Annotated in this window: 20 protein-coding genes; 12 read left to right on the forward strand and 8 right to left on the reverse strand. The window is 46.9% G+C overall.

Annotation, left to right across the window (positions count from 1 at the left end; translation table 11 throughout):
* Nucleotides 1–93 precede the first annotated feature (93 nt).
* From C1H71_RS08825 to C1H71_RS08865, 9 genes are all read left to right on the forward strand, one after another.
* Nucleotides 94–465 (forward strand): ATP synthase subunit I, encoded by a 372-nt coding sequence (locus C1H71_RS08825; protein ID WP_130106229.1) that lies wholly within the window; start codon nucleotides 94–96, stop codon nucleotides 463–465.
* A gap of 1 nt (nucleotide 466) precedes the next feature.
* Nucleotides 467–1,255 carry a F0F1 ATP synthase subunit A gene (gene atpB / locus C1H71_RS08830; protein ID WP_130106230.1) on the forward strand — a complete coding sequence of 263 codons (789 nt, stop codon included), beginning with the start codon at nucleotides 467–469 and terminating at the stop codon, nucleotides 1,253–1,255.
* An 86-nt stretch (nucleotides 1,256–1,341) separates the two neighbouring features.
* Complete coding sequence (gene atpE / locus C1H71_RS08835) at nucleotides 1,342–1,629, forward strand: F0F1 ATP synthase subunit C (RefSeq protein WP_046353800.1); 288 nt, start codon at nucleotides 1,342–1,344, stop codon at nucleotides 1,627–1,629.
* Nucleotides 1,630–1,658: 29 nt separating this feature from the next.
* Nucleotides 1,659–2,129 (forward strand): F0F1 ATP synthase subunit B, encoded by a 471-nt coding sequence (locus C1H71_RS08840; protein ID WP_130106231.1) that lies wholly within the window; start codon nucleotides 1,659–1,661, stop codon nucleotides 2,127–2,129.
* Nucleotides 2,130–2,136: 7 nt separating this feature from the next.
* Complete coding sequence (locus tag C1H71_RS08845) at nucleotides 2,137–2,673, forward strand: F0F1 ATP synthase subunit delta (protein WP_130106232.1); 537 nt, start codon at nucleotides 2,137–2,139, stop codon at nucleotides 2,671–2,673.
* 8 nt (nucleotides 2,674–2,681) lie between these two features.
* Entirely contained in the window at nucleotides 2,682–4,223 is a 1,542-nt protein-coding gene (gene atpA / locus C1H71_RS08850) for a F0F1 ATP synthase subunit alpha (protein WP_130106233.1), read from the forward strand.
* Nucleotides 4,224–4,251: 28 nt separating this feature from the next.
* Nucleotides 4,252–5,121 carry a F0F1 ATP synthase subunit gamma gene (atpG, locus tag C1H71_RS08855; protein ID WP_130106234.1) on the forward strand — a complete coding sequence of 290 codons (870 nt, stop codon included), beginning with the start codon at nucleotides 4,252–4,254 and terminating at the stop codon, nucleotides 5,119–5,121.
* A 41-nt stretch (nucleotides 5,122–5,162) separates the two neighbouring features.
* Nucleotides 5,163–6,542, forward strand: a complete 1,380-nt coding sequence (gene atpD / locus C1H71_RS08860; protein ID WP_130106235.1) for a F0F1 ATP synthase subunit beta — start codon at nucleotides 5,163–5,165, stop codon at nucleotides 6,540–6,542.
* Between the two features lie 11 nt (nucleotides 6,543–6,553).
* A complete protein-coding gene (locus C1H71_RS08865) occupies nucleotides 6,554–6,979 on the forward strand; it encodes a F0F1 ATP synthase subunit epsilon (protein WP_130106236.1) in 426 nt (141 codons plus the stop codon).
* A gap of 448 nt (nucleotides 6,980–7,427) precedes the next feature.
* On the opposite strand, the gene C1H71_RS08870 is transcribed toward C1H71_RS08865, so the two are convergent.
* A complete protein-coding gene (locus C1H71_RS08870; protein ID WP_130106237.1) occupies nucleotides 7,428–8,930 on the reverse strand; it encodes a methyl-accepting chemotaxis protein in 1,503 nt (500 codons plus the stop codon).
* Between the two features lie 321 nt (nucleotides 8,931–9,251).
* On the opposite strand from C1H71_RS08870, the gene C1H71_RS08875 reads away from it, so the two are divergent.
* Nucleotides 9,252–10,739 (forward strand): carboxypeptidase M32, encoded by a 1,488-nt coding sequence (locus tag C1H71_RS08875; protein WP_130106238.1) that lies wholly within the window; start codon nucleotides 9,252–9,254, stop codon nucleotides 10,737–10,739.
* 508 nt (nucleotides 10,740–11,247) lie between these two features.
* Complete coding sequence (gene glmU, locus C1H71_RS08880; protein WP_130106239.1) at nucleotides 11,248–12,615, forward strand: bifunctional UDP-N-acetylglucosamine diphosphorylase/glucosamine-1-phosphate N-acetyltransferase GlmU; 1,368 nt, start codon at nucleotides 11,248–11,250, stop codon at nucleotides 12,613–12,615.
* Between the two features lie 444 nt (nucleotides 12,616–13,059).
* Here the strand turns inward: glmU and C1H71_RS08885 are convergent, their stop codons facing one another.
* Nucleotides 13,060–13,968 (reverse strand): RluA family pseudouridine synthase, encoded by a 909-nt coding sequence (locus tag C1H71_RS08885; protein WP_130106240.1) that lies wholly within the window; start codon nucleotides 13,966–13,968, stop codon nucleotides 13,060–13,062.
* 415 nt (nucleotides 13,969–14,383) lie between these two features.
* Between C1H71_RS08885 and ychF the strand changes: the two genes are divergently transcribed.
* Nucleotides 14,384–15,475: a redox-regulated ATPase YchF gene (gene ychF, locus C1H71_RS08890; RefSeq protein ID WP_130106241.1), complete on the forward strand. Its 1,092-nt coding sequence runs from the start codon at nucleotides 14,384–14,386 to the stop codon at nucleotides 15,473–15,475.
* A gap of 112 nt (nucleotides 15,476–15,587) precedes the next feature.
* On the opposite strand, the gene C1H71_RS08895 is transcribed toward ychF, so the two are convergent.
* The 6 genes from C1H71_RS08895 to C1H71_RS08920 form a co-directional block, all read right to left on the reverse strand.
* A complete protein-coding gene (locus C1H71_RS08895) occupies nucleotides 15,588–16,073 on the reverse strand; it encodes a hypothetical protein (protein ID WP_130106242.1) in 486 nt (161 codons plus the stop codon).
* Between the two features lie 190 nt (nucleotides 16,074–16,263).
* Complete coding sequence (locus C1H71_RS08900; RefSeq protein ID WP_130106243.1) at nucleotides 16,264–17,613, reverse strand: capsule biosynthesis protein; 1,350 nt, start codon at nucleotides 17,611–17,613, stop codon at nucleotides 16,264–16,266.
* A complete protein-coding gene (locus C1H71_RS08905; RefSeq protein WP_130106244.1) occupies nucleotides 17,610–19,688 on the reverse strand; it encodes a capsular polysaccharide biosynthesis protein in 2,079 nt (692 codons plus the stop codon). The genes C1H71_RS08900 and C1H71_RS08905 overlap by 4 nt, the downstream gene beginning before the upstream one ends.
* 43 nt (nucleotides 19,689–19,731) lie before the next feature.
* Nucleotides 19,732–21,186, reverse strand: coding sequence for a glycosyltransferase family 2 protein (locus C1H71_RS08910; protein ID WP_130106245.1), 1,455 nt, complete (start codon nucleotides 21,184–21,186; stop codon nucleotides 19,732–19,734).
* On the reverse strand, nucleotides 21,183–22,352 hold the full coding sequence (locus C1H71_RS08915; protein WP_130106246.1) for a nucleotide sugar dehydrogenase: 1,170 nt from the start codon (nucleotides 22,350–22,352) through the stop codon (nucleotides 21,183–21,185). The genes C1H71_RS08910 and C1H71_RS08915 overlap by 4 nt, the downstream gene beginning before the upstream one ends.
* A gap of 308 nt (nucleotides 22,353–22,660) precedes the next feature.
* A complete protein-coding gene (locus C1H71_RS08920) occupies nucleotides 22,661–24,703 on the reverse strand; it encodes a glycosyltransferase family 2 protein (RefSeq protein ID WP_130106247.1) in 2,043 nt (680 codons plus the stop codon).
* Nucleotides 24,704–24,737: the final 34 nt, after the last annotated feature.

Genomic DNA, 24,737 nt, shown 5'->3' on the forward strand with positions numbered 1-24,737 from the left:
CAAGTAAATTTTACTGAATAGTTCAATAGGTAAAATTGACGCAACACAAATCAGGTCAGTATAATCGCGGGGTTTTTCCCTAGTGGTGAAGCAATGATTGGGAAAGCACAGGTTCGGGGCATCATCCGACTAAAGATTGGAATCGCCATTAGTACGGCTTTCTTACTCTTCTTGATCTTGGGGCAAAATCCGGCAATTTCAAGTTTACTGGGCGGATTTATCGCGGTGATAGGCAGTGTTTTGTACGCAGCCATCGCATATCGTGTTGAATACGCTCCGCCAGCTGTACTTTTAAAGCAGCATTTTGCTGCTGAAATGTGCAAGTTGGTTTGTACACTCGTCGCGTTTGCGGCGTTGTTTATTTTGTACCGAAAGGCAGATTGGCCATGGACGTTTGTGGGTTATCTCGCCACCACCAGTGCCTTTTGGTTTGGGCTTTTGATAAAATTTGACGGCAAAAAATAAAATGACTGAACACCACGCACCCGCTAACGCCACCGAATATATTCAACACCATTTATCCTTTAATCAGGCAGCGAATGGTTTCCATTTGGATACTTTTTGGGTTGCTCTCGCTTTAGGTCTCCTTTTTGTCGGTGTCTTTGCTTATGCCGCAAGAAAGGCGACATCGGGTGTACCAGGCCCATTGCAAAATTTTGTGGAATTAATCGTTGAAATGGTTGATTCGCAAATTAAAGACGCTTTTCACGGTAAATCGAAAGTAATTGGCCCATTAAGTTTAACGATTTTCTGCTGGGTGTTCTTGATGAACTCCATGGATTTCTTGCCTGTTGATCTATTGCCTTGGATTGGCTTGCATGTATTTGGCATTGAAAAGCTCCGCGTTGTGCCAACTGCCGACGTGAACCAGACTTTTGCGATGTCCTTGTCTGTCATGTTGTTGATTATTGGTTTCTCTATTAAAGCTAAGGGCCTTGTGGGTTGGCTTAAAGAGTTATTTACTGCGCCATTCCATGCTGAAGGTTTAGTAATGACCGTGTTGTTAGCGCCAGTTAATTTTGCTTTCCAGATGGTTGAGTTGGTAGCTAAACCGATCTCTTTAGCTTTGCGACTATTTGGCAATATGTATGCCGGTGAGCTGATCTTTATTCTGATCGCGTTACTGCCATTCTGGGCGCAGTGGATTCTTGGCACACCATGGGCCATTTTCCATATCTTGGTTGTTACCCTGCAAGCCTTCGTATTTATGATGTTGACGATTGTTTATCTCAGCCTTGCGGTTGAAGATCACTAATTTCCTCTGGGCCAGCTTAGGCTGGTCTATATGAGCGTTTCGCTTTCCCCTTGTTTTACCCAACCTTCCTCTTGGAGATATTAGAAATGGTTGCACCAGAAGTAATTGCTAGCGTTCAAGGCATGACTGTTATCGCTGCCGCGATCATCATCGGTTTAGCTGCTATCGGCACTGCACTTGGTTTTGCTTTGCTTGGCGGTAAGTTCTTAGAATCTGCTGCCCGTCAGCCAGAAATGATCCCAGTTCTGCAAACTAAGCTGTTTATTATTGCTGGTTTGTTAGATGCTATTTCAATGATCGGCGTTGGTGTTGCAATGCTTTACACATTCAACAACCCGTTCCTGACTCCTCTGCTTAATGCGGTTGCTCAGTAATCTAGCCCGTCTTTTAGGAGGACAACAGCGTGGATATTAATCTATCGCTTTTTGGCCAAATGATCACTTTTGCGATCTTGGTCATCTTCACGATGAAATTCGTGTGGCCTCCGCTGACCCATATGATGGAAGAGCGTGTTAAGCGTATCGCTGATGGCTTAGCTTCTGCTGATCGTGCCAAGCAAGATCTTGCTTTGGCCGAAAAAGCAGCAGCTGACAAGCTTCGCGAAGCAAAGCAGCACGCCGCTGAAATCATTGCGCAAGCTGAAAAGCGTGGCGCGCAATTGGTTGAAGAAGCCAAGGGCCATGCAAAGGCAGAGGGCGAACGCCTTGTTGCCGGCGCTCAAGCGGAAATTGACCAGCAAATTCAGCAAACAAAAGAAGCATTACGTCAACAACTTGCAGGTTTGGTGCTACAAGGCGCTGAACAAATTCTGCGCCGTGAAGTTGACGCGAGTGCCCATGCTGAATTGTTAGCATCCATCAAAGCGGAACTGTAAGAGCGTCATGGCAGAACTCATTACCGTCGCAAGGCCCTACGCCGTAGCTATCTTTCGTCTAGCTAAAGAAACCAACACGCTCCCACTTTGGTCGGATGTGTTGGCCCAACTCGCCCTGATTGCAGGCAACGAGTTGGCGTTAGAAGTAGTAGCTAATCCAAAGTTTTCCGTGGCTCAGGTTAAGGAGCTGTTGCTTGGATTATTGGGTGGTCAGCAGAGCGATGAAGTGCATAACTTCATCGACGCCGTACTTGAAAATCGCCGCTTTACTGCCCTAGCGGCAGTAGCAGAGCTATTTGAAGAGTACAAAGCAGCCGATGCTGGCGAAGTTGAAGCCAGCATTGAGTCCGCTTTTGCAATGACTGATGCCCAAGTTGCTGAATTATCAGCAACACTTTCCCAACAGCTGCACCGCAAGGTCACGGCCCAAGTCAGCGTTAACCCGGAACTCATCGGGGGCGTGAAGGTGACGGTAGGTGATCTGGTCGTAGACGCATCTGTCCGCGGCAAGCTAACCGCTCTCGCTTCGAGCCTGAAGAGTTAGGAGAAATCATGCAACTCAATCCGTCCGAAATCAGTGAACTGATTAAAGCTCGGATCCAGAATTTATCGACTGCTTCCGAAACACGTACCATTGGTACTGTAGTTTCCGTAACAGACGGTATCGTTCGTGTGCACGGCCTGTCAGAGGCTATGCAGGGCGAAATGCTGGAATTCCCGGGTAATACCTTCGGTCTTGCGCTCAACTTAGAGCGTGATTCTGTTGGTGCCGTTGTGCTTGGTGATTACAAGCACATTCAAGAAGGCGACGAAGTCAAATGTACCGGCCGTATTCTGGAAGTTCCAGTCGGCCGTGAATTGATTGGTCGTGTTGTTAACTCTCTTGGCCAGCCTATCGACGGTAAAGGCCCATTGGGTACAACAGAATCTGCACCAATCGAAAGAATTGCGCCAGGCGTTATTTCCCGCCAATCTGTGTCGCAACCACTGCAAACAGGTATCAAGTCTATTGATACCATGGTGCCAGTTGGTCGTGGTCAGCGCGAGCTGATCATTGGTGACCGTCAGACCGGCAAAACTGCCGTTGCTCTGGACGCGATCATCAACCAGAAAGGCAATGGTGTGACATGTATTTATGTTGCGATTGGCCAAAAGGCTTCTTCGATCGCTAACGTAGTGCGCAAATTAGAAGAGCACGGCGCGATGGGTCATACCATTGTGGTTGCTGCTGCTGCTTCTGAAGCTGCTGCTCTGCAATACATCGCTGCATACTCCGGTTGCACGATGGGCGAATACTTCCGCGACCGCGGCGAAGATGCTTTGATCGTTTATGACGATTTGTCTAAGCAAGCTGTAGCTTACCGTCAAATTTCCCTGTTACTGCGCCGTCCTCCGGGCCGTGAAGCGTATCCGGGCGATGTTTTCTACCTACACTCGCGCTTGCTGGAACGTGCTTCCCGCATTAACGAAGCAGAAGTAGAAAAGCTAACTAACGGTGCAGTAAAAGGCAAGACCGGTTCTTTAACCGCTCTGCCAATTATTGAAACCCAAGCGGGTGACGTATCTGCATTCGTTCCAACTAACGTGATTTCGATTACTGATGGTCAGATTTTCTTGGAAACTGACTTGTTCAACGCGGGTATTCGCCCAGCGATGAACGCCGGTATCTCGGTTTCTCGCGTAGGTGGTGCAGCGCAGACCAAGGTTATTAAGAAGCTTGGTGGTGGTGTACGTTTGGCTCTGGCTCAGTATCGTGAATTGGCTGCGTTCGCGCAGTTCGCTTCTGATCTGGACGAAGCAACACGTAAGCAACTTGAGCGTGGCAAGATGGTTACAGAGCTGATGAAGCAGGGTCAATACAGCCCGTTGAAAGTTTCTGAACTGGCCATTACGTTATTGCTGATCAACAAGGGTGTGTTTGATGACATCAAAGTTGAAAAAGCATTAGCGTTTGAAGCGGCATTCTTGGCAGAGCTGAAAGCTAACCATGCTGACGTGCTAGCTCGTATCGAAGACAAGGGTGACCTTGCTTCTGATGACGAAAAAGCAATCGTGAAAGCCGTGGAAGCCTTCAAGGCCAGCGCTGCGTATTGATTTGATACGTTGAGACAAGGATCAAATCATGGCAAGCGGTAAAGAAATTCGGACCAAGATCAAGAGCGTAAAAAATACGCAAAAGATCACCCGTGCTATGGAAATGGTTGCGACATCAAAAATGCGCAAGGCTCAGGAGCGTATGCGAGCGGCACGCCCTTACGGTGAAAAAATCCGTAATGTGGCTGCACACCTGAGCGCTGCCTTTGTTGACTACACGCACCCTTATTTGCAAAAGCGCGACGTTGTTAAGCGTGTGGGCCTGATTACGATTACTTCAGACAAGGGGCTGTGTGGTGGTTTAAACACCAACTCCCTACGTCTGGCCGTGAACCGTATGAAGGAATGGCATCAAGACGGCGTAGAAACCTCTGTCACCGCGATCGGTAACAAGGGTATTGGGTTTATGAACCGTTACGGCGCAAAGGTTTTGTCCTCTGCGCACGGACTCGGCGATACCCCGCACCTTGAGCAGCTGATTGGCCCGGTCAAAGTAATGATCGATGCCTTTGTTGCTGGTGAAGTAGACGAAGTTCACCTCGTTTACACTCGTTTCGTGAATACCATGAAGCAAGAGCCAGTGATGGAGCAGCTGTTGCCGCTATCAGACAACGCATTTGGCGAGCCTAAAAAAGGCTACAACTGGGAATACCTGTTTGAGCCAGATGCTAAGACTGTGATCGATGAATTAATGAGCCGTTACATTGAGGCATTGGTTTACCAGGCCGTAGCGGAAAACATTTCTTCTGAGCAAGCGGCCCGTATGGTGGCGATGAAAGCGGCGACTGATAACGCAGACAATGTGATCGGCGATCTACAGCTCCTTTACAACAAAACCCGTCAAGCAGCGATTACGAAGGAACTCTCCGAAATCGTTTCTGGCGCGGCAGCGGTGTAATGGCCCTGATGCACAATGAATAACTGGGATTAGGAATAACGATGAGCCAAGGTAAAATCGTACAAATCATTGGCCCGGTCGTCGACGTGGAATTTCCACGTGACAGCCTGCCCAAGGTGTATGACGCGATCACGCTCGACGCAGTCAGCCTGACGCTGGAAGTACAACAACAGCTCGGCGACGGCGTAGTACGCGCGATTGCAATGGGTAGTACTGACGGCCTGAAGCGTGGCATGTTGGTAAGTGGTACTGGCGCACCGATTACGGTACCCGTTGGTAACGCTACACTGGGCCGCATCATGGATGTGCTCGGTAACCCAATTGATGAAGCCGGTGAAGTGAAGAGCGAGCATAAGCGCTCGATTCACCAACTTGCACCTAAGTTCGACGAACTTAGCCAATCTATCGATCTATTAGAAACAGGTATCAAGGTTATTGACTTGATGTGCCCGTTTGCTAAGGGCGGTAAGGTTGGTTTGTTCGGCGGTGCGGGTGTGGGTAAGACCGTTAACATGATGGAACTGATCAACAATATCGCTAAGGCACACGCTGGTTTATCCGTGTTTGCTGGTGTAGGTGAGCGTACCCGTGAAGGGAACGACTTCTACCATGAAATGAAGGACTCCAATGTTCTTGATAAAGTGGCGATGGTTTACGGTCAGATGAACGAGCCACCAGGCAACCGTTTGCGCGTAGCGCTGACTGGTTTGACGATGGCCGAACACTTCCGTGATGAAGGCCGTGACATTCTGTTCTTCGTAGATAACATCTACCGCTACACACTGGCCGGTACTGAAGTATCTGCACTCTTGGGCCGTATGCCTTCTGCCGTGGGTTATCAACCCACTCTGGCTGAAGAAATGGGTGCCCTGCAAGAGCGTATTACTTCGACCAAGACAGGTTCGATTACGTCGATTCAGGCCGTTTACGTGCCTGCCGATGACTTGACCGATCCGTCGCCAGCAACAACATTTGCTCACTTGGATGCAACCGTTGTTCTTTCGCGTGACATCGCCTCACTGGGTATTTACCCAGCGGTTGATCCACTCGATTCAACATCGCGTCAGCTTGATCCGCAAGTGGTGGGTGAAGAGCATTACGCTGTTGCGCGTGGTGTGCAGCAAACATTGCAAAAGTACAAAGAACTGCAGGATATTATTGCGATTCTGGGTATGGATGAATTGTCTCCTGAAGACAAATTGTCGGTATCCCGCGCACGTAAGATCCAACGTTTCTTGTCACAGCCTTTCCATGTGGCCGAAGTGTTTACTGGTTCTCCAGGCAAATACGTGCCACTGAAAGAAACCCTCAAGGGCTTCAAGGGCATTCTTAATGGCGATTACGACCATCTTCCAGAGCAAGCCTTCTACATGGTAGGCAGCATCGAAGAAGCGGTTGAAAAAGCCAAGACCATGCAATAAGGATTAGTGCCATGGCAATGACAATGCATGTGGACGTGGTAAGTGCAGAGCAACTGATCTACTCTGGCGTCGCTGAGTTTATCTCGGCTCCTGCTGAAAAAGGTGAGATTGGTATTCTGCCGCGTCACGCCCCACTACTCACTCGCGTGAGGCCCGGAGCGGTGCGCATCAAAGTTGCCAATAGCGATGAAGAAGTGATTCTTTATGTTTCGGGCGGCATGTTAGAAGTGCAGCCTCATGTGGTTACCGTGTTGGCAGATACTGCTATTCGCGGTAAAGACATCGACGAAGCGAAGGCGCTAGACGCCAAACGCCGCGCCGAAGAATCAATTAAGAACCACGGCTCATCGATGGACTTTGCGATGGCTCAGGCCGAGCTAGTAGAAGCGGTAGCAAAACTTGCCGTGATCGACAAGCTCAAAAAGCGTGGTCACTAAGCTTTAGTGGTGAAGTATTTGTGGTAAATAAAAAGGCAGCTTCGGCTGCCTTTTTATTTGTCTGTTAAAACGCACTTAAAGTGTTTTATGCGAGCTGTAGATCTTCTTCTGAATGCTCCATGGTGACATCCCTCTCGGTAGCGCAACAGGCAATCCAGCGAACTTTAACAATTTTCCCACGCTTACCAAGCGGGACAAAAGTATCGATAACCTCGCCTTTTCAGTGGTCAAGCTGACGTGCTATGGGAAGAATGTAAGGCAACTGATCCACACGGATCTGGATGATTCGTTGCACTTTAAAAGACGGCATGGCGAGTAATCTTACAAAGACTCAAAATTACATCAAAAAGTATCACTTATGACGGGGCAAAACCAGCATCACTAGTGGTCGCTACCCTTTGGCCAAGCTTGCAGGCTTTGTGAGACAAGTATGGTTAGATTCATTCTTTTATACTTTAAAATATGCAAGCTGAGCTTGCACTTGCAGGGCTTGTTCAGCGAGTTGTTCGGCAGTGGCCGATAGTTGTACGGATGCTGCGGCATTGATCTCTACTCTTTGCGATACTTCGGCAATATTCTGACTAATTTGATCAAGCTCTTGGTTCTGCTCGTGGCTATTTGCGGCTATTTCTTCAACCAAGTCGGCAGTTTTTCTAATATTTGGCTCAATTTGATTGAGCTGCTCCCTGGCGGTTTCTGCAAGCAGTACGCTGCTCTGGGATAACTCGCCAATTGCTTGTGCTGCGGTTTGGCAGCGCTCGGCTAGTTTTCTGACCTCGGCGGCTACTACCGCAAAGCTTTTACCATTTTGCCCTGCTCGTGCCGCTTCAATAGCGGCATTTAAAGCCAGTAGATTGGTTTGGTAGGCAATCTCATCAATAATTTTAATTTCTTTGGCAATTCTAAGCATGGCCAAGGTGGTTTCTTGCACTGATTCACGGCTGTTGCGGGCATCTAATGTGGATTGACGAGTCATGGCGTTGGTAATACGCGCTGTGTGGGTATTACTTTCAGTACTGATGCTGAGGTGATCAATGGAACTGCTGCTTTCTTTTAGTAGATTGGCATTGATATTGGTGTTTTTACAGAGTAGCTGGGCGGCGTTAGAAATTTCTGAAGACGATATCGAGGTGGCTTGTGTGGCGTTTCTGAGCTGAATAACAATAGTGTTTAGTTTTTCTACCATTTGGCGCATAGCAAACAGTAGGCTAGTTTGATCGTTTGCGTGCAGCATAACTTGCAAGCTAAGATCGCCAGCGGCAACTTGTTGGGCTACTTTAGTCGCGTAAGCAGGCTCGCCACCCAATTGTTTTAGGATTTGTTGCGTGCTAAGCCATACGGCTGCAAGGCTAGTCAAAAAGCCACAAACCGTCGCAATCACCACCGTCCAAAACGTGCTTTTACCCCGTGCATCAATCTGTGCGCGTGAAATTGCAATATCATTTTGTTCTAATTTTACTAATTGATTGAGATAGCCCATTGCGGCTTTATAAGCGGTGTAAGCATCGCCATTGATAAGGGCATAGGCTTCAGTGGGCATGCCTTGCCGGGTTAGTTTAAAAGCTTCTTTATCTAGTTTTTCAAATTGCAGTAATTTTTTGCGTGCATTATCGATCAATGTTTTTCGGCTGTTGTCGCTTTCTATTGCATACAATTTTTCTAAAGCGCTGCGCCCCTTGTCTAAATTAATTTGAAATTGTTGCTCGGCAGCTGCTTCCATTTGCGTACTCCAAGCGTGAATTTGGTTGCGATCATCGGTGGTGGTGCTCGTGATAAAAAACGCCGCTTGATTAGCAAGAAATACTCTGTGGGCATTTTCATCTAAAGCTGAAGAGGCAAGACTACTGATGGATGCAATGGCGTGCAGTGCTAGCAGCACAATCAATAGCGTAACCAGGGTGAGTAAGCCTACCGGGAGCATGATTTTCCATATTATTTTTAGGTCTTGCATATTGGGGCCTCCTTGCTTTCATCTACATATAGATTAGCTGTCGTCTGGCTGAGATGCTGCATTACCTGAAGGTTCTTTTGCGCAAACAGCCTGTCGGACTTAGCATCAGTCAGCTGCAAAATCACCTGATCGGGCTATATTTCACCAGATTTTTGACCAATAACTCGTTATTGGCGCTACAAATCCGGCAAAATCTGGTCTCGGCCATGCGATTTTTCGCTTCGACCGTCTAAGTCCGATAGGCTGCTAGGGCTCAAAGCAGTTGCACTTGTCATGCAAACTGGCATGATAAGTATTCTTATCTATAGAGGTCTTATATTAATGAGCCAAACTGCCTATCAAGCTGTTGTTGCAACATTTACTCGTATTTATCGCTATGAGCATTTAGGCTCGATCGCAGGTTGGGATCAGGCTGCAATGATGCCGTCTAAAGGCAATGATGCGCGCGGTGCAGCGATGGCCGAGCTGGGCGTGTTGATTCATCACACTTTGACTGACTCGGCACTGGCCGAGTTGATTAATGCGGCAGAGCTTGGGGATCTAAGCACGGCTGAGCAAGCCAGCCTGCGTGAAATTAAACGTCAGTGGGAGCACGCCAATTTGCTGCCTGCCAGCTTGATAGAAGCCAAGACACTTGTGGGATCGCACTGCTCACATGAGTGGCGGACTCAGCGATCAAATAACGATTGGCAGGGTTTTTTACAAAATTTCCGTGAAGTAGTACGTTTATCTCGCGAAGAAGCACAGCTCTTGGCAAAGGAAACTGGCTTATCGCCTTACGAATCACTTTTAAATAAATACGAGCCGGGCATGACTTGCGCTGAGCTGGATCGTATTTTTGCTGATGTTAAAAGCTGGCTGCCAGGGCTGATTAGCCAAGCTATGGAAAAACAAGGCACCGAGCAACTAATCGCTGCGACTGGCTCGTTTGCGGTTGAAAAACAACGTGCTTTGGGTTTAGAAGTAATGGCTTTATTGGGCTTTGATTTTGAAGGTGGCCGCTTGGATGTATCAAACCACCCCTTCTGCGGTGGTGTGCCAGAAGACGTGCGTATTACTACCCGCTATCGCGAAGATGATTTTATGCAAAGCATGATGGGCATCGTGCATGAAACCGGCCACGCCCGTTATGAGCAGAGCCTGCCGCGTGAAACGGTGGCCTTGCCGGTTGGGCGCGCTCGCTCTATGGGCATTCACGAAAGCCAGAGCTTATCGTTCGAAATGCAATTAGGCCGAAACCCAGCGTTTTTGGCGCTGATTAGCCCGCTGGTTAAAAAGCATTTAGGCGATCAGCCTGCGTTTGAAGCGGCTAATCTGGCCAAGATGTATACCCGCGTGCGTCCTGATTTTATTCGTGTTGATGCCGATGAGCTGACTTACCCAGCGCACGTTATTTTGCGCTACGAAATTGAGCGCGCACTGATCGATGGCGAAATCGAAGCCGATGATGTGCCCGCACTGTGGGATGAAAAAATGCAGACTTATTTGGGCGTGGATACCAAGGGCAATTTTAAAAATGGCTGCATGCAAGATATCCACTGGACTGATGGCATGATTGGCTATTTCCCGAGCTATACGCTGGGAGCTATGTATGCAGCGCAATACTTTGCCACGATTCGTAAGCTGCATCCAGATCTGGACGAGCGCATCGCTGTGGGTGATTTAGAGCCGATATTTAGCTGGCTGAATACCAATATCTGGAGCCAAGCCAGCCAGTGGGAAACGGGTGAACTGGTCCGCCGTGCCACAGGTGAATCACTCAACCCAGCGCATTTTCGTAAGCATTTAGAACAGCGTTATTTGGCCTGATAAGGTCGGAGAACGTAGGGTGGGTGAAACCCGCCGTTTTTGTAGCATTTCGTGCAAAAGTCTGGCGGGTTTTACCCCATATGTGCTAACCAAAATCAAAAAGTTCTTTTTAGTGCCTTCGGCACGTTGATTTTGGAGCTGTTGGCCACCGCGGGGGCCTTCCTTTCTTGAACAGCCAAGAAACGAAGCCAAAGAAGGCCGCCCCAAACAGCACGAAGGCCCCTCACTGCGGACAATCGAGGTGGCGTCAATTCAACTCGCTTCGCTCAAACACGAATTGACGACTGCTCCACCCCGCTTGTTCTTCGCTTCGGCGTGCTTCAGGGTGACTTAAGCCCCGTGCCGAGAGCGTGGGCATAGTGTTTTTTTACTGTTTGTTTATGAAAAAACTAATTAGTTAGCACACATGGGGTTTCCCCGCCCTACGGAACTCATATTACATTTTTCCGCCAGTTTTTCGCACAAAAAGGGTTAAAATAATGTCTTTTAGCTTACTAGGTTTTGTCGTATGAGCGCTTTGCTTGATGTTGTTGTTCTCGCTGCCGGCCAAGGCAAGCGTATGTATTCCAAAATGCCAAAGGTTTTGCATCGCTTGGCGGGCAAGCCGCTTCTGGGGCATGTGCTTGATACTGCGCGACATTTAAAACCGAGCAAGTTGGTGGTGGTGTATGGCCACGGTGGTGAGCAGGTGCAAGCAGAGCTACTAGATAGCAAGGATCTGGCTTGGGCACATCAGGCCGAGCAGCTAGGCACAGGCCACGCGCTTGCGCAGGCTTTGCCGTATTTGCAGAGTGAAACCACGCTGATGTTATACGGCGATGTGCCTTTGACTCGCTTAGCCACGCTGCAGGCGCTGTTAGCCGCCAGCAGCCAAGGGCAGTTAGGGATTTTGACGGATATCTTGGACGATGCGACTGGCTATGGCCGGATTGTTCGCGATGCTGCGGGCAAGGTAACGTGCATTGTTGAGCAAAAAGATGCCAGCCCTGAGCAAGCCGCCATTACGGAAATGAATACAGGCATTTTGGCGCTGCCAACAGCTAAATTAGCAGGCTGGCTGGGTGAGCTTAAAAATGACAATGCCCAAGGCGAATATTACGCCACCGATTTGATTGCCCTCGCTGTGCGCGATGGCATTGAGATCGCCACCGTGCACCCGCAAGATCATTGGGAAGCCGAAGGGATTAATAATAAGGTGCAGTTGGCTCAGCTGGAACGCATTCACCAAGCCGAGATCGCCCAATCATTGTTGCTGGCGGGTGTAAGCTTGATTGACCCTGCGCGTATCGATGTTCGCGGCACGTTGCGCCACGGCATGGATGTGATTATCGATGTGAATTGCGTGTTTGAAGGCGAAGTATTGCTTGGGGAAAACGTAAAAATCGGTGCTAACTGCGTTTTAAAGAATGTAACGATTCATGACGATGCCATCATTCACCCATTTAGCCATCTGGAAGACGCGGTAGTAGGCAAGGGTAATCTCATCGGCCCATTTGCGCGTCTTCGCCCCGGTGCGGAGCTGGCCGATGACGTGCATATCGGCAATTTTGTAGAAGTCAAAAAAGCCACCATCGGCAAAGGTTCTAAAGTAAATCACCTGAGCTATATCGGCGACACCACCATGGGCAGTAAGGTGAACGTGGGCGCAGGCACAATTACGGCCAATTACGACGGCGTGAATAAATTCCGCACCGTGATTGAAGACGAAGTGCGCATCGGCTCGAATAATGTGCTGGTTGCACCCGTCACTATTGGTGCAGGCGCAACCACAGGCGCAGGATCGGTGATCGGCAAAAACGCACCGGCTGGCGAGCTGACTGTGGCACGAGCTAAGCAGGTAACGATTTACGGCTGGCAGCGGCCGGTGAAGAAGTAAGGTTGCTTACGTAGGGCGGGTGAAACCCCATGTGTGTTAACCAAATGTTTTTTCATTAGCAAACATAGAAAAAACACGATGCCCACGCTCTCGGCATGGGGCTTAAATCCCCCCTGAAGCACGCCGAAACGAGGAACAAACGGGGTGGGGTAATCGTCAATTCGTGTTTGAGCGAAGCGAGTTGAATTGACGCCACCTCGATTGTCCGCAGTGAGGGGCCTTCGTGCTGTTTGGGGCGGCCTTCTTTGGCTTCGTTTCTTGGCCGTTCAAGAAAGGAAGGCCCCCGCGGTGGCCAACCGCTCCAAAATCAACGTGCCGAAGGCATAAAAAGATCTTTTTGACTTTGGTTAGCGCCTACGGGGTGAAACCCGCGAGCTGTGTTGAAAAATACACGGGTTTCACCCGCCCTAAGCCTGCATCAAGCGATGCCTTTTAGAGCGACTTCTATTCAGGCCAGCACAGTTCCCGCTGGCTTTCAAAACGCCGATTTTCACCGGTAAACGGATCAACAAACTCAATCGCCCTTGCTAATAATTGCAAGGGGCGGCTGAAGTCGTCGCCTTTTTCGGGCAACAATTCTGGATACCAAGGGTCATTCAAAATAGGCACGCCTAGGGCGCTTAAATGCGTGCGCAGCTGATGCTTTTTGCCGGTGTGTGGCTTAAGGCGATAACGCGCCCACTCACCGCGTTGCTCGATTAGCTCGATATAGGTTTCGCTATTGGGCTCGCCTGGCGCTTCTTCCATGGTGAACATGCCCTGTTGCTCTTGCATAAAGCTGCGATGCACGCGGGGTAGCTCTAAATCAGCGCGAAAAGGCGCGATCGCCTCGTATTCTTTTGCCACATCGCGTTCAGAAAACAGCGCATGGTAGCCAGCGCGGCAGGCTGGATCGAGGCTGAACAACATAATCCCTGCTGTTTCCCTATCCAAGCGATGAATTGGCGCAATGTCGGGCGCTCCTAGCGACTTACGTAGTCGAGTCAGCAGCGTTTCTTGCAAATAACGCCCAGCCGGAATGCAGGCCAAAAAGTGCGGCTTATCGGCAACCAGCAAGCGCTCATCCTGATAAATAATGTGCTCGGCAAAAGGCACCGGCGTTTCTTCCGGCACTTCGCGGTAATACCAGATGCGGCCATTAGGCTGGTAGCTACTCGCAACATTTAATACCTCGCCTTGATGATCAACAATCTCGCCACGCTCTAAACGCCCACGCAAAATTTCGGCAGGCATGTGCGGAAAGCGGGTGATTAAAAACGTCAGCAAATCAGGCCATTGCCCCGCAGGCAGCTGCAAAAAACTCGGGGCAATACCATCGCGATGCGGTAGGGGAGAAGTACGGCGTTTACTCATGAGCTGGGCAATAAAAGGCAAAGGAGCTGCAGTTTACGGGGCGGGGGCGGGGAAAGAAACCTTAGGCTCTGGTTCGGATTAATTTACTGTTTTTGAAACGTCGTCATTCCCGCATGCTTTTGGCGGGAATCTAGCTGCGCTGCTGGATCCCCGACTAAAACATTCGGGGATGACGGTTTGGCGTTGATTTTAGATTCATAACAAACAATTTTACTAAACCCTCGTTTTTCTCCGTGAAATTCCGTGTTCTCTGGGGTCGAAGTGGTTCAAGACCTGGGTTTCCCCACTGAACACGAGCAAATCACCCCTATTTGCCAATGGGATTTGTTCAGGGTGGGAGCGGCGGCGTTCACAATCGGGTAAAATCCCGCTTTTAAAGTATATGTTGGCCGCGATTTGCGGCAAAAGGATTGATATGAGTCTCAAATGCGGCATTGTTGGCCTGCCTAATGTCGGTAAATCGACACTATTTAATGCACTGACCAAGGCCGGTATTGCGGCTGAAAACTATCCTTTTTGCACCATCGAGCCTAACGTTGGCATCGTTGAAGTGCCGGATGTGCGCCTTGCTCAGTTGTCTGAAATCGTTAAACCGCAAAAAGTCCAATCGGCGATCGTAGAGTTTGTTGATATCGCTGGTCTTGTGGCTGGCGCGTCTAAAGGTGAAGGCTTGGGTAACAAGTTCCTCGCTAATATCCGCGAAACCGACGCGATTGTGAACGTGGTTCGCTGCTTTGAAGACGATAACGTCATTCACGTGAATGGCCGTGTAGACCCAATCGCCGATATCGAAACCATCGGTATCGAGCTGGCACTGGCCGATTTGGCCACGGCAGAAAAAGTATTCACCCGCGATAGCAAAAAAGCCCGCGCTGGTGACAAAGAAGCCATCCAAATGGTGGCGGTATTAGAAAAGCTGATCCCATTGCTAAATGACGGCAAGCCAGCACGCTCGGCTGGCCTGAGTGATGACGAAGTATTGGCGATTAAATCACTCTGCCTGATGACCATCAAGCCAGCCATGTACGTGGCCAATGTGGCCGAAGACGGCTTCAAAAATAACCCGCTGCTTGATCGCTTGGTCGCCCATGCCGCTCTAGAGGGCGCACCAGTTGTCGCCGTATGTGCCGCAATCGAAGCCGAAATCGCCGAGCTGGATGACGCCGACAAGCAAGAATTCCTCGCCGAGCTGGGCCTAGAAGAGCCAGGTTTGAATCGCCTGATTCGCGTAGGTTACGATTTACTTGGCCTGCAAACCTACTTTACCGCTGGCGTTAAAGAAGTACGCGCTTGGACGATCCACAAAGGCGACACCGGCCCACAAGCCGCTGGCGTGATCCATACCGACTTCGAACGCGGCTTCATCCGCGCCCAAACCATCGCTTTTGAAGACTTCATCCAATACAAAGGTGAGCAAGGCGCAAAAGAAGCGGGCAAGATGCGTGCAGAAGGGAAAGAGTACGTAGTGAAAGACGGCGATGTGTTGAATTTCTTATTCAATGTTTAAAGCCTGATCAGCAATTAATAAATTAATTGCTTGAATACAAAAAGCCCAGCAGATGATGCTGGGCTTTTTGCATGGAGATGATTCTTTTGTTAAAACTGGGTAGGAATATTTTTTAAAAATCCCAGCGAAACCCTAGGGTGGCAAGGCTTTTCGCTTTGTTTCTTTGATTAAGAATTTGCGTATCGGCGATATAACCTAATTCAAGGGCTAAATCTTTGTATGTCAAATAAATAAACGGGAGTGCAATAGCGCCATCTTGACGTTTGCTTTTTAAATATCCACCCATTACACCCGCTCCAAATCGAAAGGGGCCGCTGATTTCCCAATCTTGGCGTACACCCATTGCGGCGTAGGCTGCGGCATCGGAGTAGGAGTCTTTATAGGCTCCGGCGCGTATAAATGGGATGCCCCAATTGCTTGTTTTAGAAGATAATTCAATGCCTAAACCTGGGTTTATTTCATTATATTCACAGGGATTATGCCTGTTTTTTTTGCAGCCAAAATGCTTGGATACGCCATCTATTAAAAGAGAGTAATCGGCAAATGTAGATGCACTAAACAAGCAAAAGAACAATGCATATGGAATTTTGCTGCGCATAATATTTACTCTGTGTATTTTTTACATAGCATATCTTCATTTTATTAAGGTTGTAAAGACGTTGCTTGATTATGGTTTGTAATGCTTTTTTTCGTTAATTTATATTTAAATGGCATAATTGTTGAGCGTAAGCGATTAGCTATTTATATGGCACTAACTTGGCTGCTTACTCCTTATTGATCAGTGATATCTACTCTTGGCTGTTTGTTTTGATTAATCTATTTAAGATTAATTGATTCTGCTGTCCTGAAATTTTATGTTGCTTGATTTCTGTTATTGGATTGGCATTAAGTTTGCCATTTTTTGCTTGAACTTCACTATTTATTGTTTTTATTCTTCCCCACACTAGGCCTGTGTATGAGTCGAGTAATTTCAGTGGCTTATAAAAACTGCCATTAAGCTGAGTTTTGGCCACTAAATGATCTCTAAAGCGCAGATACAAGGCGTTATTCGGCTTGGCATTAGGGGCCGCTTGCCAGAATTGATCCAGCCCGTTTTGATAGGTAAGGCCCGCAATATCGTACATTGCATTGCCGCAGGTAATAGTCGGCGCGCCGTGGTGTAGGGCGGATAAGCCTACGGTGCTGTTCACCACCACCACGCCACGTACATGATTAAGCAGCGTGGGTAAGTGCTGGTCGTGGATATACAGCACCCGAGCTGCCACTTTGGCTTGGCGCGTTAGCTTGTTAATTAGCTTTGTGTAATCTCGATAGCCCCTATCCATTGGATGGTGCTTAAAAACCAGTAGTGTGTCTTTTGGCGCATGTTGAGCAAAGGAGTGCAGCGTGTCTTCAATAAAGTGCTCCACACCATCAAAATCAGCATGCACGGTGATTTGTGAATCATTAAATACTTGCAAGGGCGCTAAAAAGAATTGCTTGTCCCAATGCGTAATCAGCTCTTCTTGTGTGCCGCGCTCTGCCCAGCGATACCATTGTTTACGCCGTGCCGAGCGCATCCACGGAAAAAACTCCAGCAGTGATAAAGGGCGGTGATGCTGATAATGCCTAAAGAAAACTTTGCCTAAGGCTGCAATGCTGCCATACCAAAATCCAAACCAAATCATCGCCCAATACGCATTACCCACAGGCTGTTTTTTGGGAACAGCTGTTTTTTCCTGATAATGCGCTGGCTCGCGGGATAATTTTGAGTAAGCATTGACGCCAAATCGCTCTAGTGTAATGTAATCTGGGCGCACATAGCCTTCTTCAAATACGCCGATTTCTAAGTCGTGCTTATCAGCAATAGCGTGTGCATCTTGATGAATACGTCGGCAATCGCCAAATAATAAAATGGCATCAATATCTAGCCGTTTGATTAACGCCTCAAAATAAGCAGGCCAATCCTCCATCTTGCCTTGATAATTAATGGCATTGCGCGGATAAAAAAACCAATCACCGGCATTAAAATTTACTTTAAAAACTTCTGCCCCAGTATTGCGTAAATCTTTTGCCAAGCGTGCAAAGAATGTGGAAACCGGCCCTTGTAATAACAGCACGCGTTTGCCAGCAAATGCCTGAATACCTTCATTAATCATGATTTAAAAATCCAAGCTTTCGCTAATATATTAAGCTTGCGTAATTGGCGACGTACAAAGCCAACGCGCAGTTTTTCTAGCCCATTTTGGGCTTCAAGCGTATTACGGGTTTGAATAATTTGCTGCAATACCGCCTCGCAATGGGTATAGCCTTTTAAAGACCAATCCCAATACAGTGGGTAATGCAATAAAGTGCCCGCCACTAATTCATCTAGTGATAATGGCCGTGTGCGGCGAGCAAAGGCCGCGCCAGCGTTTAATACATCCTCGGTAAGCCCCCAGCCAGCGTAAAACGGCTGGCCATACACCACCACCCGCTTATTACGCAGCAGCGCATCAAAGCCGGTGAGGGACGTCATGGTATGCACTACATCGCAGGCATCGATGCAGCTGACCACCGACAGCCTAGCCTCCATAAAATCCGCAAATTGCAGCGCCTGAGCCAGCGCCAGCTTGCCCGCCCGGTTGCCCGACATCACATCCGGGTGCGGCTTGTAGACAATAAATGCGTTGGGATGCGCCGCTCTGGCCGCCTGCAGCAGGCCAAGATTGGTTTTAACATCGCTGCAGCCATAGCGAATCGAAGCATCGTCTTCGACTTGGCCCGGCACCAGCACAACTTCCTTGCCAGTGCATGGCCATAGTGCGATATCACGCGGCTCTGAATTATATTTACTGATGCCATGCTCAGTGATGAACTGGCGTAGATGCTGGCTGCGCGCACATTCCGCCGCTGAAAATGCTGTGGTATTTAGGATGTGTTCTAAAGCAGAAGGATGGCTAGGATCAAAATAAATTCCCTGCTCATCCAGCACGAGCGACAGTGGGCGGATTAAATCTGAGCCCAAGCCCACCGAGCGCACAAAGCCATCCTCCATGCGCAGCAGCCGCGCGCCAGATTCAGCTGCCAGCTTTGCCACGCCTTTAGGCGCTTGCCGCCCCCAAAACACCAAGCAATCTGCCGCTTGCAGCCCTAAAGCCGCCGCCTGAGCCGCGTCTTTTACAAATAAAGCCTGCCCAGCATGCAGTGACAGCAGCGGTTTGATATTCACCGCTTTCCAGCGCCTAAAGCCCACACAAATCATTCGGCCAGAATAATGTTTGGCCATTTTGCGTTGCAATATCAGCCAATCAATCACATCAAAAATCGTGCCACGCTGATGATTTACAGGATTTAAATAGCGGCTGTAATGGAAATACGCCGCCGCAAACAACTCATCCACAGAGCGATGCTGAGTGCGGCGCGCGCAGCATTGACTATCGTCCGTTACGCCCCAGCCCGCATACCAAGGCATGCCAAATACACTGACCGGCTTGCCAGCCAGCAAAGCCTCGAAACCCATGGTGGACGTCACCACATACACCTTATCCATCTGCTCAATCAGGCTTAGCGGGTTAATCGCTTGGCGCAACGCTACCGTGCGCTCATCATCTTGCACATGGCTTAAATAACCCTGCTTACGCCCTGACGTAACCTCTGGATGCGTCTTTACATAAACCGTAGCGTCAGGGTTTTCGGCGTAAGCCGCAGTCAGCATCTGGCTAAAACTAGCCGCACTCGCACCACCCAAAGCCACACTCATATCCCCAGCCGTTTGATCAATCACCAGTACCCGCTGGCGATCATCGCCGCGCAGCAAAGCCTGATCCAACACCGGCGCATGATTGTATTTACTCAGCTGATGCTGCAGCAGCAAAGCCTTAGCTCGCGTCACATCCGCCGTAATGCCCGCTAGCAAATCATCATTAGAATTAAGCAGCGTTTCCAAAGCCGAAGGGCCGGTGCAATCGTAGTAAATACCTTGCGAATCAAATACCAAAGCCAAAGGCGGGCTATGCTCGCCAGTATTAAACGAGCGTAAGAAACCGTCTTCTAGTGCAAGAAAAGGAAGCTGATACTTTGCCGCCAACGCACGGGATAAGCGCGTACTCGGGCGCTGGCCCCAGCCTGCAATGCTATTGAGCTGTTGTATTGAGGCAGTAGTGGTCAATCGCCGAATCTTGAATAGCGGCAGCTCAAGAAATGAAGATATATGCGGAATAGACCAAATACCGGAAGAACAAATGCCAATCACAAAGTTAATTCCTGTTGTTGTATTAGTATACGAAATGCATTTATTAATTGGATGGTATAAATATATTTTGGTTCATGCATCTTGCAATATCTTTAGATGAAACTTGTATTGAATCAGGCGCAGTAAAAAACCTTGCTGCCTGAATGCCTGTAGCAATGTAAGGTTTGCGTTTATTTCTTAATTCATCAATATGCCATTGGGTAAAAGATTGCCAATACGCCATACGGTTTGGGGATATTCCATTTGTGCAATAACCCGTATCTTTGGCTGTCATCAGTGAATCAGGACGATGAGCGCCAAAGGCTAGTGGCTGGGCTACGCGGTGCATGGCTTTAGACCCGAATACCAGCTCCAAGCGGGCTAAAAATTCGCTGTCTGCACCTGTGCGAACTGCATCCCAGCCGCCTGCGTGCTTGAGCACTATGTGTTTTCTAAACAGAGGCGAAGCGGGGTTTAAGCGCAGCAGCGGATAAAGCTGGCGTGCAAAGTAAATGCCGTTATCCTGAATACGTACCCATTGCGAAGTGGTGAAAACAAGCTGCTCGTTATCAAGTAAAGGCTGGATTTGTCGTTCTAGCCGCATGGGATGTGACCAGTCATCTGAATCATGGCAGGTCACAAACTCACCAGAGCTATGGCTCAAGCCAATATTTTTGGCCACAAAAGTGCCAACATTGCACGGCAGCCCCAGATAAATAACGCGCGGATCAGACAAAGCAATTGCTCGCACAATCTGCTCGGTTTTATCAGTACTGCCATCATTGATCACAATGATTTCTATGTTTTGATATGTTTGCGCCAGCACAGAATAAATAGCGGCTTCAATATGCTCACTGGCTTGATAGGCCGTCATGAGTACTGTAAGCAGCGGCCCTATCTTGCTTGGTAGCGGGCAGGCAGGTTTTAAATTTAAGACGCTGGGTGGCTGGGTGTTATCGCATAAAGCTAAGGGCGATAAAGAATAACTGGTAAGGAAAATATTTATATCTGTAAGTTTTTCTGCCGGTGTGGATGGCACGGCATTACTAAGTAATAGCCGCTGCTCTGGTTTTTCTTCTAAGTTATTGGCTCGGTTTGCGCGCAATAAATCGGCTGCTTGCTGCTGCTGGCCGGTAGCCAAAAATAAGGCAGCCCGCAAACCTACAGGCACATTCGTATCTTGAATAATGTCAAACGCAAGCTCTGGCATATAGGAGGTTAAGCCTACAGCCAAAGCTGCTTTGTGCCGTGTAAAGCTGCGCTGCGTAAGCAAACCATGCACGGCAGCGGTGGTTTTAGCATGACGGCCGCAAGCAGCCAGTGATAGGGCAATCGCCACATTACCCCGCCAATGCCTAGGTTTAAAAGAGCAATTGGCAACGGCTTCATAAAGCCCCAAGCGATACGCCGCATACAGCTCAAAATCGCTACGCAGCAGTAGCGATTTATCACAGTAGGCCAGTGCTTCAGCAAATTGTTTTTTATAAAAAAACCAATAAAACAATAGCTTATGAATCATGAATCTTTGCCGAATAGATCGCGGCTATATACTTTATCCGCAATATCACTCAAATCATCACTCATACGATTGGCCACAATCACATCAGATAATTGCTTAAATTGTGCTAGATCATTCACCACTTTAGAGTGAAAAAACTCTGCTTCAGTTAAACTCGGCTCATAAATAATCACCTCAATGCCTTTGGCTTTGATGCGCTTCATTACACCCTGAATACTAGAAGCGCGGAAATTATCTGAGCCAGATTTCATAATCAAACGATGAAACCCAACTACTTTTGGTTTACGTTTTAGTATGTTTTCTGCAATAAAATCTTTACGTGTAGTATTAGATTCCACAATTGCTCGAATTAGGTTTTGTGGTACATTCTGATAATTGGCCAGCAATTGTTTAGTGTCTTTTGGCAGGCAATAACCGCCATAACCAAATGATGGATTATTGTAATGCTCACCAATTCGCGGGTCTAAACCCACACCCTGAATAATATGTTTACTATCCAGTCCTAGCATGGATGCGTAAGTATCCAGTTCATTAAAGTAAGCAACGCGCATGGCCAGATAAGTATTGGCAAATAATTTAATCGCTTCGGCTTCGGTAGAAACAGTAAATAGCACAGCAATATCTTGCTTAATGGCCCCTTGCGTTAATAGACCAGCAAAGATTTCTGCCCGCTCAGAGCATTCACCGATAATAATGCGCGAAGGATGCAGATTGTCATACAGCGCCGTGCCTTCACGCAGAAATTCAGGTGAAAAAATAATGTTTTCACAATTAAATTGCACCTTAATTTTTGCCGTATAGCCCACCGGGACTGTCGATTTAATTACCATTACCGCTTGTGGATTAATCGCCATCACATCCTTAATCACCGCCTCTACTGATTTAGTATTAAAGTAATTTGTTTCTGGATCATAATCAGTGGGCGTAGCAATAATCACATAATTCGCATTGGAATAAGCATCGTGCTTATCCAGCGTTGCTCTTAAATTAAGCGCTTTAGTTTGCAGATACTCCTCAATTTCCTTATCTGCAATCGGGGATTCCTTACGATTTAGCATCTCTACTTTTGCAGGGATAATATCGAGCGCGACAACTTCATTATGCTGTGCCAATAAAATGGCATTAGAAAGGCCAACATAGCCTGTTCCTGCGATTGTGATTTTCACGTTTTAAGCTCTACAATTAATTTGTCTTTGATTGATGAAATTAAATTCATAATTGAATTTGTAGTAAGATGGTGAATTTGTTGGTTTTCTATGTTTTTTTATTTTTTCTCTATTAGTTTTTTTGCAATATTAAAGTTTAGTATTTCAGCGTCAGTCATTGGAAGTATTTTGTAACTTTCTAAATTAACTATCTAATACTTCTAATTGGTGACTAAATGTTCCTTCTGAAAATGAATAGTTAAAATTAATTGTATCGTTATTATGTGTGACAGTTATATTTAATGGCATAATTTTTCCCTTTCGCGTACTTATTTACAAGTGAAATAATATTTACGACATGCATCGTTATCATCATTTAGTGGCCTATAATTTATAGACTTTATATTTTGGCGTTGCAGTGACATATTGACAACAGAAAAATGATTTTCTTTTTGCAGACCTAGTTTCTTAATAGAAGTATTTTCACCATGTAAAACACGGTTATAACAAATTCTATTCAAGTGTTTAAATGGGCCAACTTCACTTAATTTTAAGTACATGTCATAATCTACGGCGTTGCTTATTTTTTCATCGAATCCGGAGGTTAAATTCCATGCGCGCATGGTGAACATTCTGAAGTGGTGGCAAATCATTGCCGTGGTTAATTTTTCACGCGAATATTCTGGCCAGTTATATCCGTTAGCAATTAATGAGCCATCAGGGTTTAAGTTTCTGTTGGTGGTGTAAACACATGCTAGTTTTTTATCACTCATAAATTCTTTTAAACAAAGTTCCACCGCATCAGGCTCAAGAAAATCATCAGAATCTAGTTGGCCAATATAGTAGCCACGGCAAAGTTTGATGGCTGCATTTGATGCAGCGCCAATTCCGCCATTCTCTTTGCTGAGAAAGTGAACTCTGGGATTTTGACCATAGCTATGCTTTAATATTTCTAAGGTAGCATCGGTTGAGCCATCATCACAGATACATACTTCAAGGTCTGTAATGGTTTGATTAAGAGCACTGTTCACACATTGTTCAATATATTTTTCGCAATTATATGCAGGAATATAGATAGAAACTAATGGGGTGTGTTTAATAACTGCTTTATCAATAGTCTCTAATTTTCTATAAAAATATGGGACTTTTTGTTCAACAATTTTAATTGTTACTGCCTTGCCAGCGGCCCTATCCGTTTCATTTTCTTTACCTGGCGGCTCCTGATGAAATGCTAATCCGCCATCTATCGCTCTAAAGAAGCACCCAGCACGATACAATCTATAACCAAACTCATTATCTTCACCGCCCCAGTGGGTAAATTCTTCATCAAACCAGCCCGCAATACTTAGCCATTTCTTTGCAAAGGCAACATTACCTCCGCTAAAGAACCGGAAAGGGCTATCGCATAAGCGTAAATTGTCTGTTTTTTGAAAATGTTCTAAGCGCCAATCTACGGATGCAACACCGTTTACTTTACCAGCAACATTATTATTGGTGACGATTTCGGGTAAAGAAGCTAGAAAGTTAGGATCTTCTAAGAATGAATCAGCAACAAGCCCTTGAGTGTTTACATATTTTCTAGGGCCAATTAGTGCAACATCAGATGATTGAACTAATAGTTCCATATATGACTCTACCCAGTTAATACCTGGGGCCATATCACAATCTAAAATAGCAACATAGTCATATTTTGCAGTGCGTAATCCAAGGTTACGTACTGCACATAATTGGTATCCATAGTCTCTTTGCCTTACAAATTTTATATCTAATAAATTTTCATATTTTCTTGATATTTGAGTTAATTCTTCATGGCTACCATCATCGGCGGCAATAACTTCAAATCTATAATTTGTTTTTTGGTTAACAAGACATGCTAAGGTAATGTCAAGGATGTTTGTCCGATTAAAAGTAGGAATAACAATACTTAAGCCAACAAGTTGTGTTTCACTTGGGCATAAGGTAATGTTTCGCGCAGCTTGCCATGCAAAATCATTTGTACTTTCTGGAAGTGGAGCTAATGTTAAATCTTTGGGCCAATCACTAGGAATTGGGTTTATTTTTCTTGCCTCAGCGGGCTCAGATTTTTTTTTCTTTAAATCATTAAAAATGGCGAGGTATCTGCTTTTTTCTTGCGCGCTCGATTTTATTTCGTTGGCATTTATTTGCAGCAGTTTTGTTATTGCATCATTTTCTGTGGTGGATTTTTCTTGCGTGCATACGTCAAGATTTAATTTTTTTTCACATAAAAACAAATTGTAGTTAAAGCTACTTGTTTTTAACTTTGCGGCTGCTTTTTTATAGAGATTATAGGCATTTAAATAATCTCCCTTTATGTATAGTTGGTTTGCTTTGCTTACGATTTCATTTTTCATAGGTCAGGCGCTTGTGTAATTATTAAATTATTCA

This window comes from Iodobacter fluviatilis (assembly GCF_004194535.1).
GTDB lineage: Bacteria > Pseudomonadota > Gammaproteobacteria > Burkholderiales > Chitinibacteraceae > Iodobacter > Iodobacter fluviatilis_A.

Excerpts from the sequence above, each read along its gene's own strand:
- C1H71_RS08825 (WP_130106229.1), top strand. The coding sequence starts at position 94 with ATGATTGGGAAAGCACAGGTTCGGGGCATCATCCGACTAAAGATTGGA.
- atpB (WP_130106230.1), top strand. The coding sequence starts at position 467 with ATGACTGAACACCACGCACCCGCTAACGCCACCGAATATATTCAACAC.
- atpE (WP_046353800.1), top strand. The coding sequence starts at position 1,342 with ATGGTTGCACCAGAAGTAATTGCTAGCGTTCAAGGCATGACTGTTATC.
- C1H71_RS08845 (WP_130106232.1), top strand. The coding sequence starts at position 2,137 with ATGGCAGAACTCATTACCGTCGCAAGGCCCTACGCCGTAGCTATCTTT.
- atpA (WP_130106233.1), top strand. The coding sequence starts at position 2,682 with ATGCAACTCAATCCGTCCGAAATCAGTGAACTGATTAAAGCTCGGATC.
- atpG (WP_130106234.1), top strand. The coding sequence starts at position 4,252 with ATGGCAAGCGGTAAAGAAATTCGGACCAAGATCAAGAGCGTAAAAAAT.
- atpD (WP_130106235.1), top strand. The coding sequence starts at position 5,163 with ATGAGCCAAGGTAAAATCGTACAAATCATTGGCCCGGTCGTCGACGTG.
- C1H71_RS08865 (WP_130106236.1), top strand. The coding sequence starts at position 6,554 with ATGGCAATGACAATGCATGTGGACGTGGTAAGTGCAGAGCAACTGATC.
- C1H71_RS08870 (WP_130106237.1), bottom strand. The coding sequence starts at position 8,930 with ATGCAAGACCTAAAAATAATATGGAAAATCATGCTCCCGGTAGGCTTA.
- C1H71_RS08875 (WP_130106238.1), top strand. The coding sequence starts at position 9,252 with ATGAGCCAAACTGCCTATCAAGCTGTTGTTGCAACATTTACTCGTATT.
- glmU (WP_130106239.1), top strand. The coding sequence starts at position 11,248 with ATGAGCGCTTTGCTTGATGTTGTTGTTCTCGCTGCCGGCCAAGGCAAG.
- C1H71_RS08885 (WP_130106240.1), bottom strand. The coding sequence starts at position 13,968 with ATGAGTAAACGCCGTACTTCTCCCCTACCGCATCGCGATGGTATTGCC.
- ychF (WP_130106241.1), top strand. The coding sequence starts at position 14,384 with ATGAGTCTCAAATGCGGCATTGTTGGCCTGCCTAATGTCGGTAAATCG.
- C1H71_RS08895 (WP_130106242.1), bottom strand. The coding sequence starts at position 16,073 with ATGCGCAGCAAAATTCCATATGCATTGTTCTTTTGCTTGTTTAGTGCA.
- C1H71_RS08900 (WP_130106243.1), bottom strand. The coding sequence starts at position 17,613 with ATGATTAATGAAGGTATTCAGGCATTTGCTGGCAAACGCGTGCTGTTA.
- C1H71_RS08910 (WP_130106245.1), bottom strand. The coding sequence starts at position 21,186 with ATGATTCATAAGCTATTGTTTTATTGGTTTTTTTATAAAAAACAATTT.
- C1H71_RS08920 (WP_130106247.1), bottom strand. The coding sequence starts at position 24,703 with ATGAAAAATGAAATCGTAAGCAAAGCAAACCAACTATACATAAAGGGA.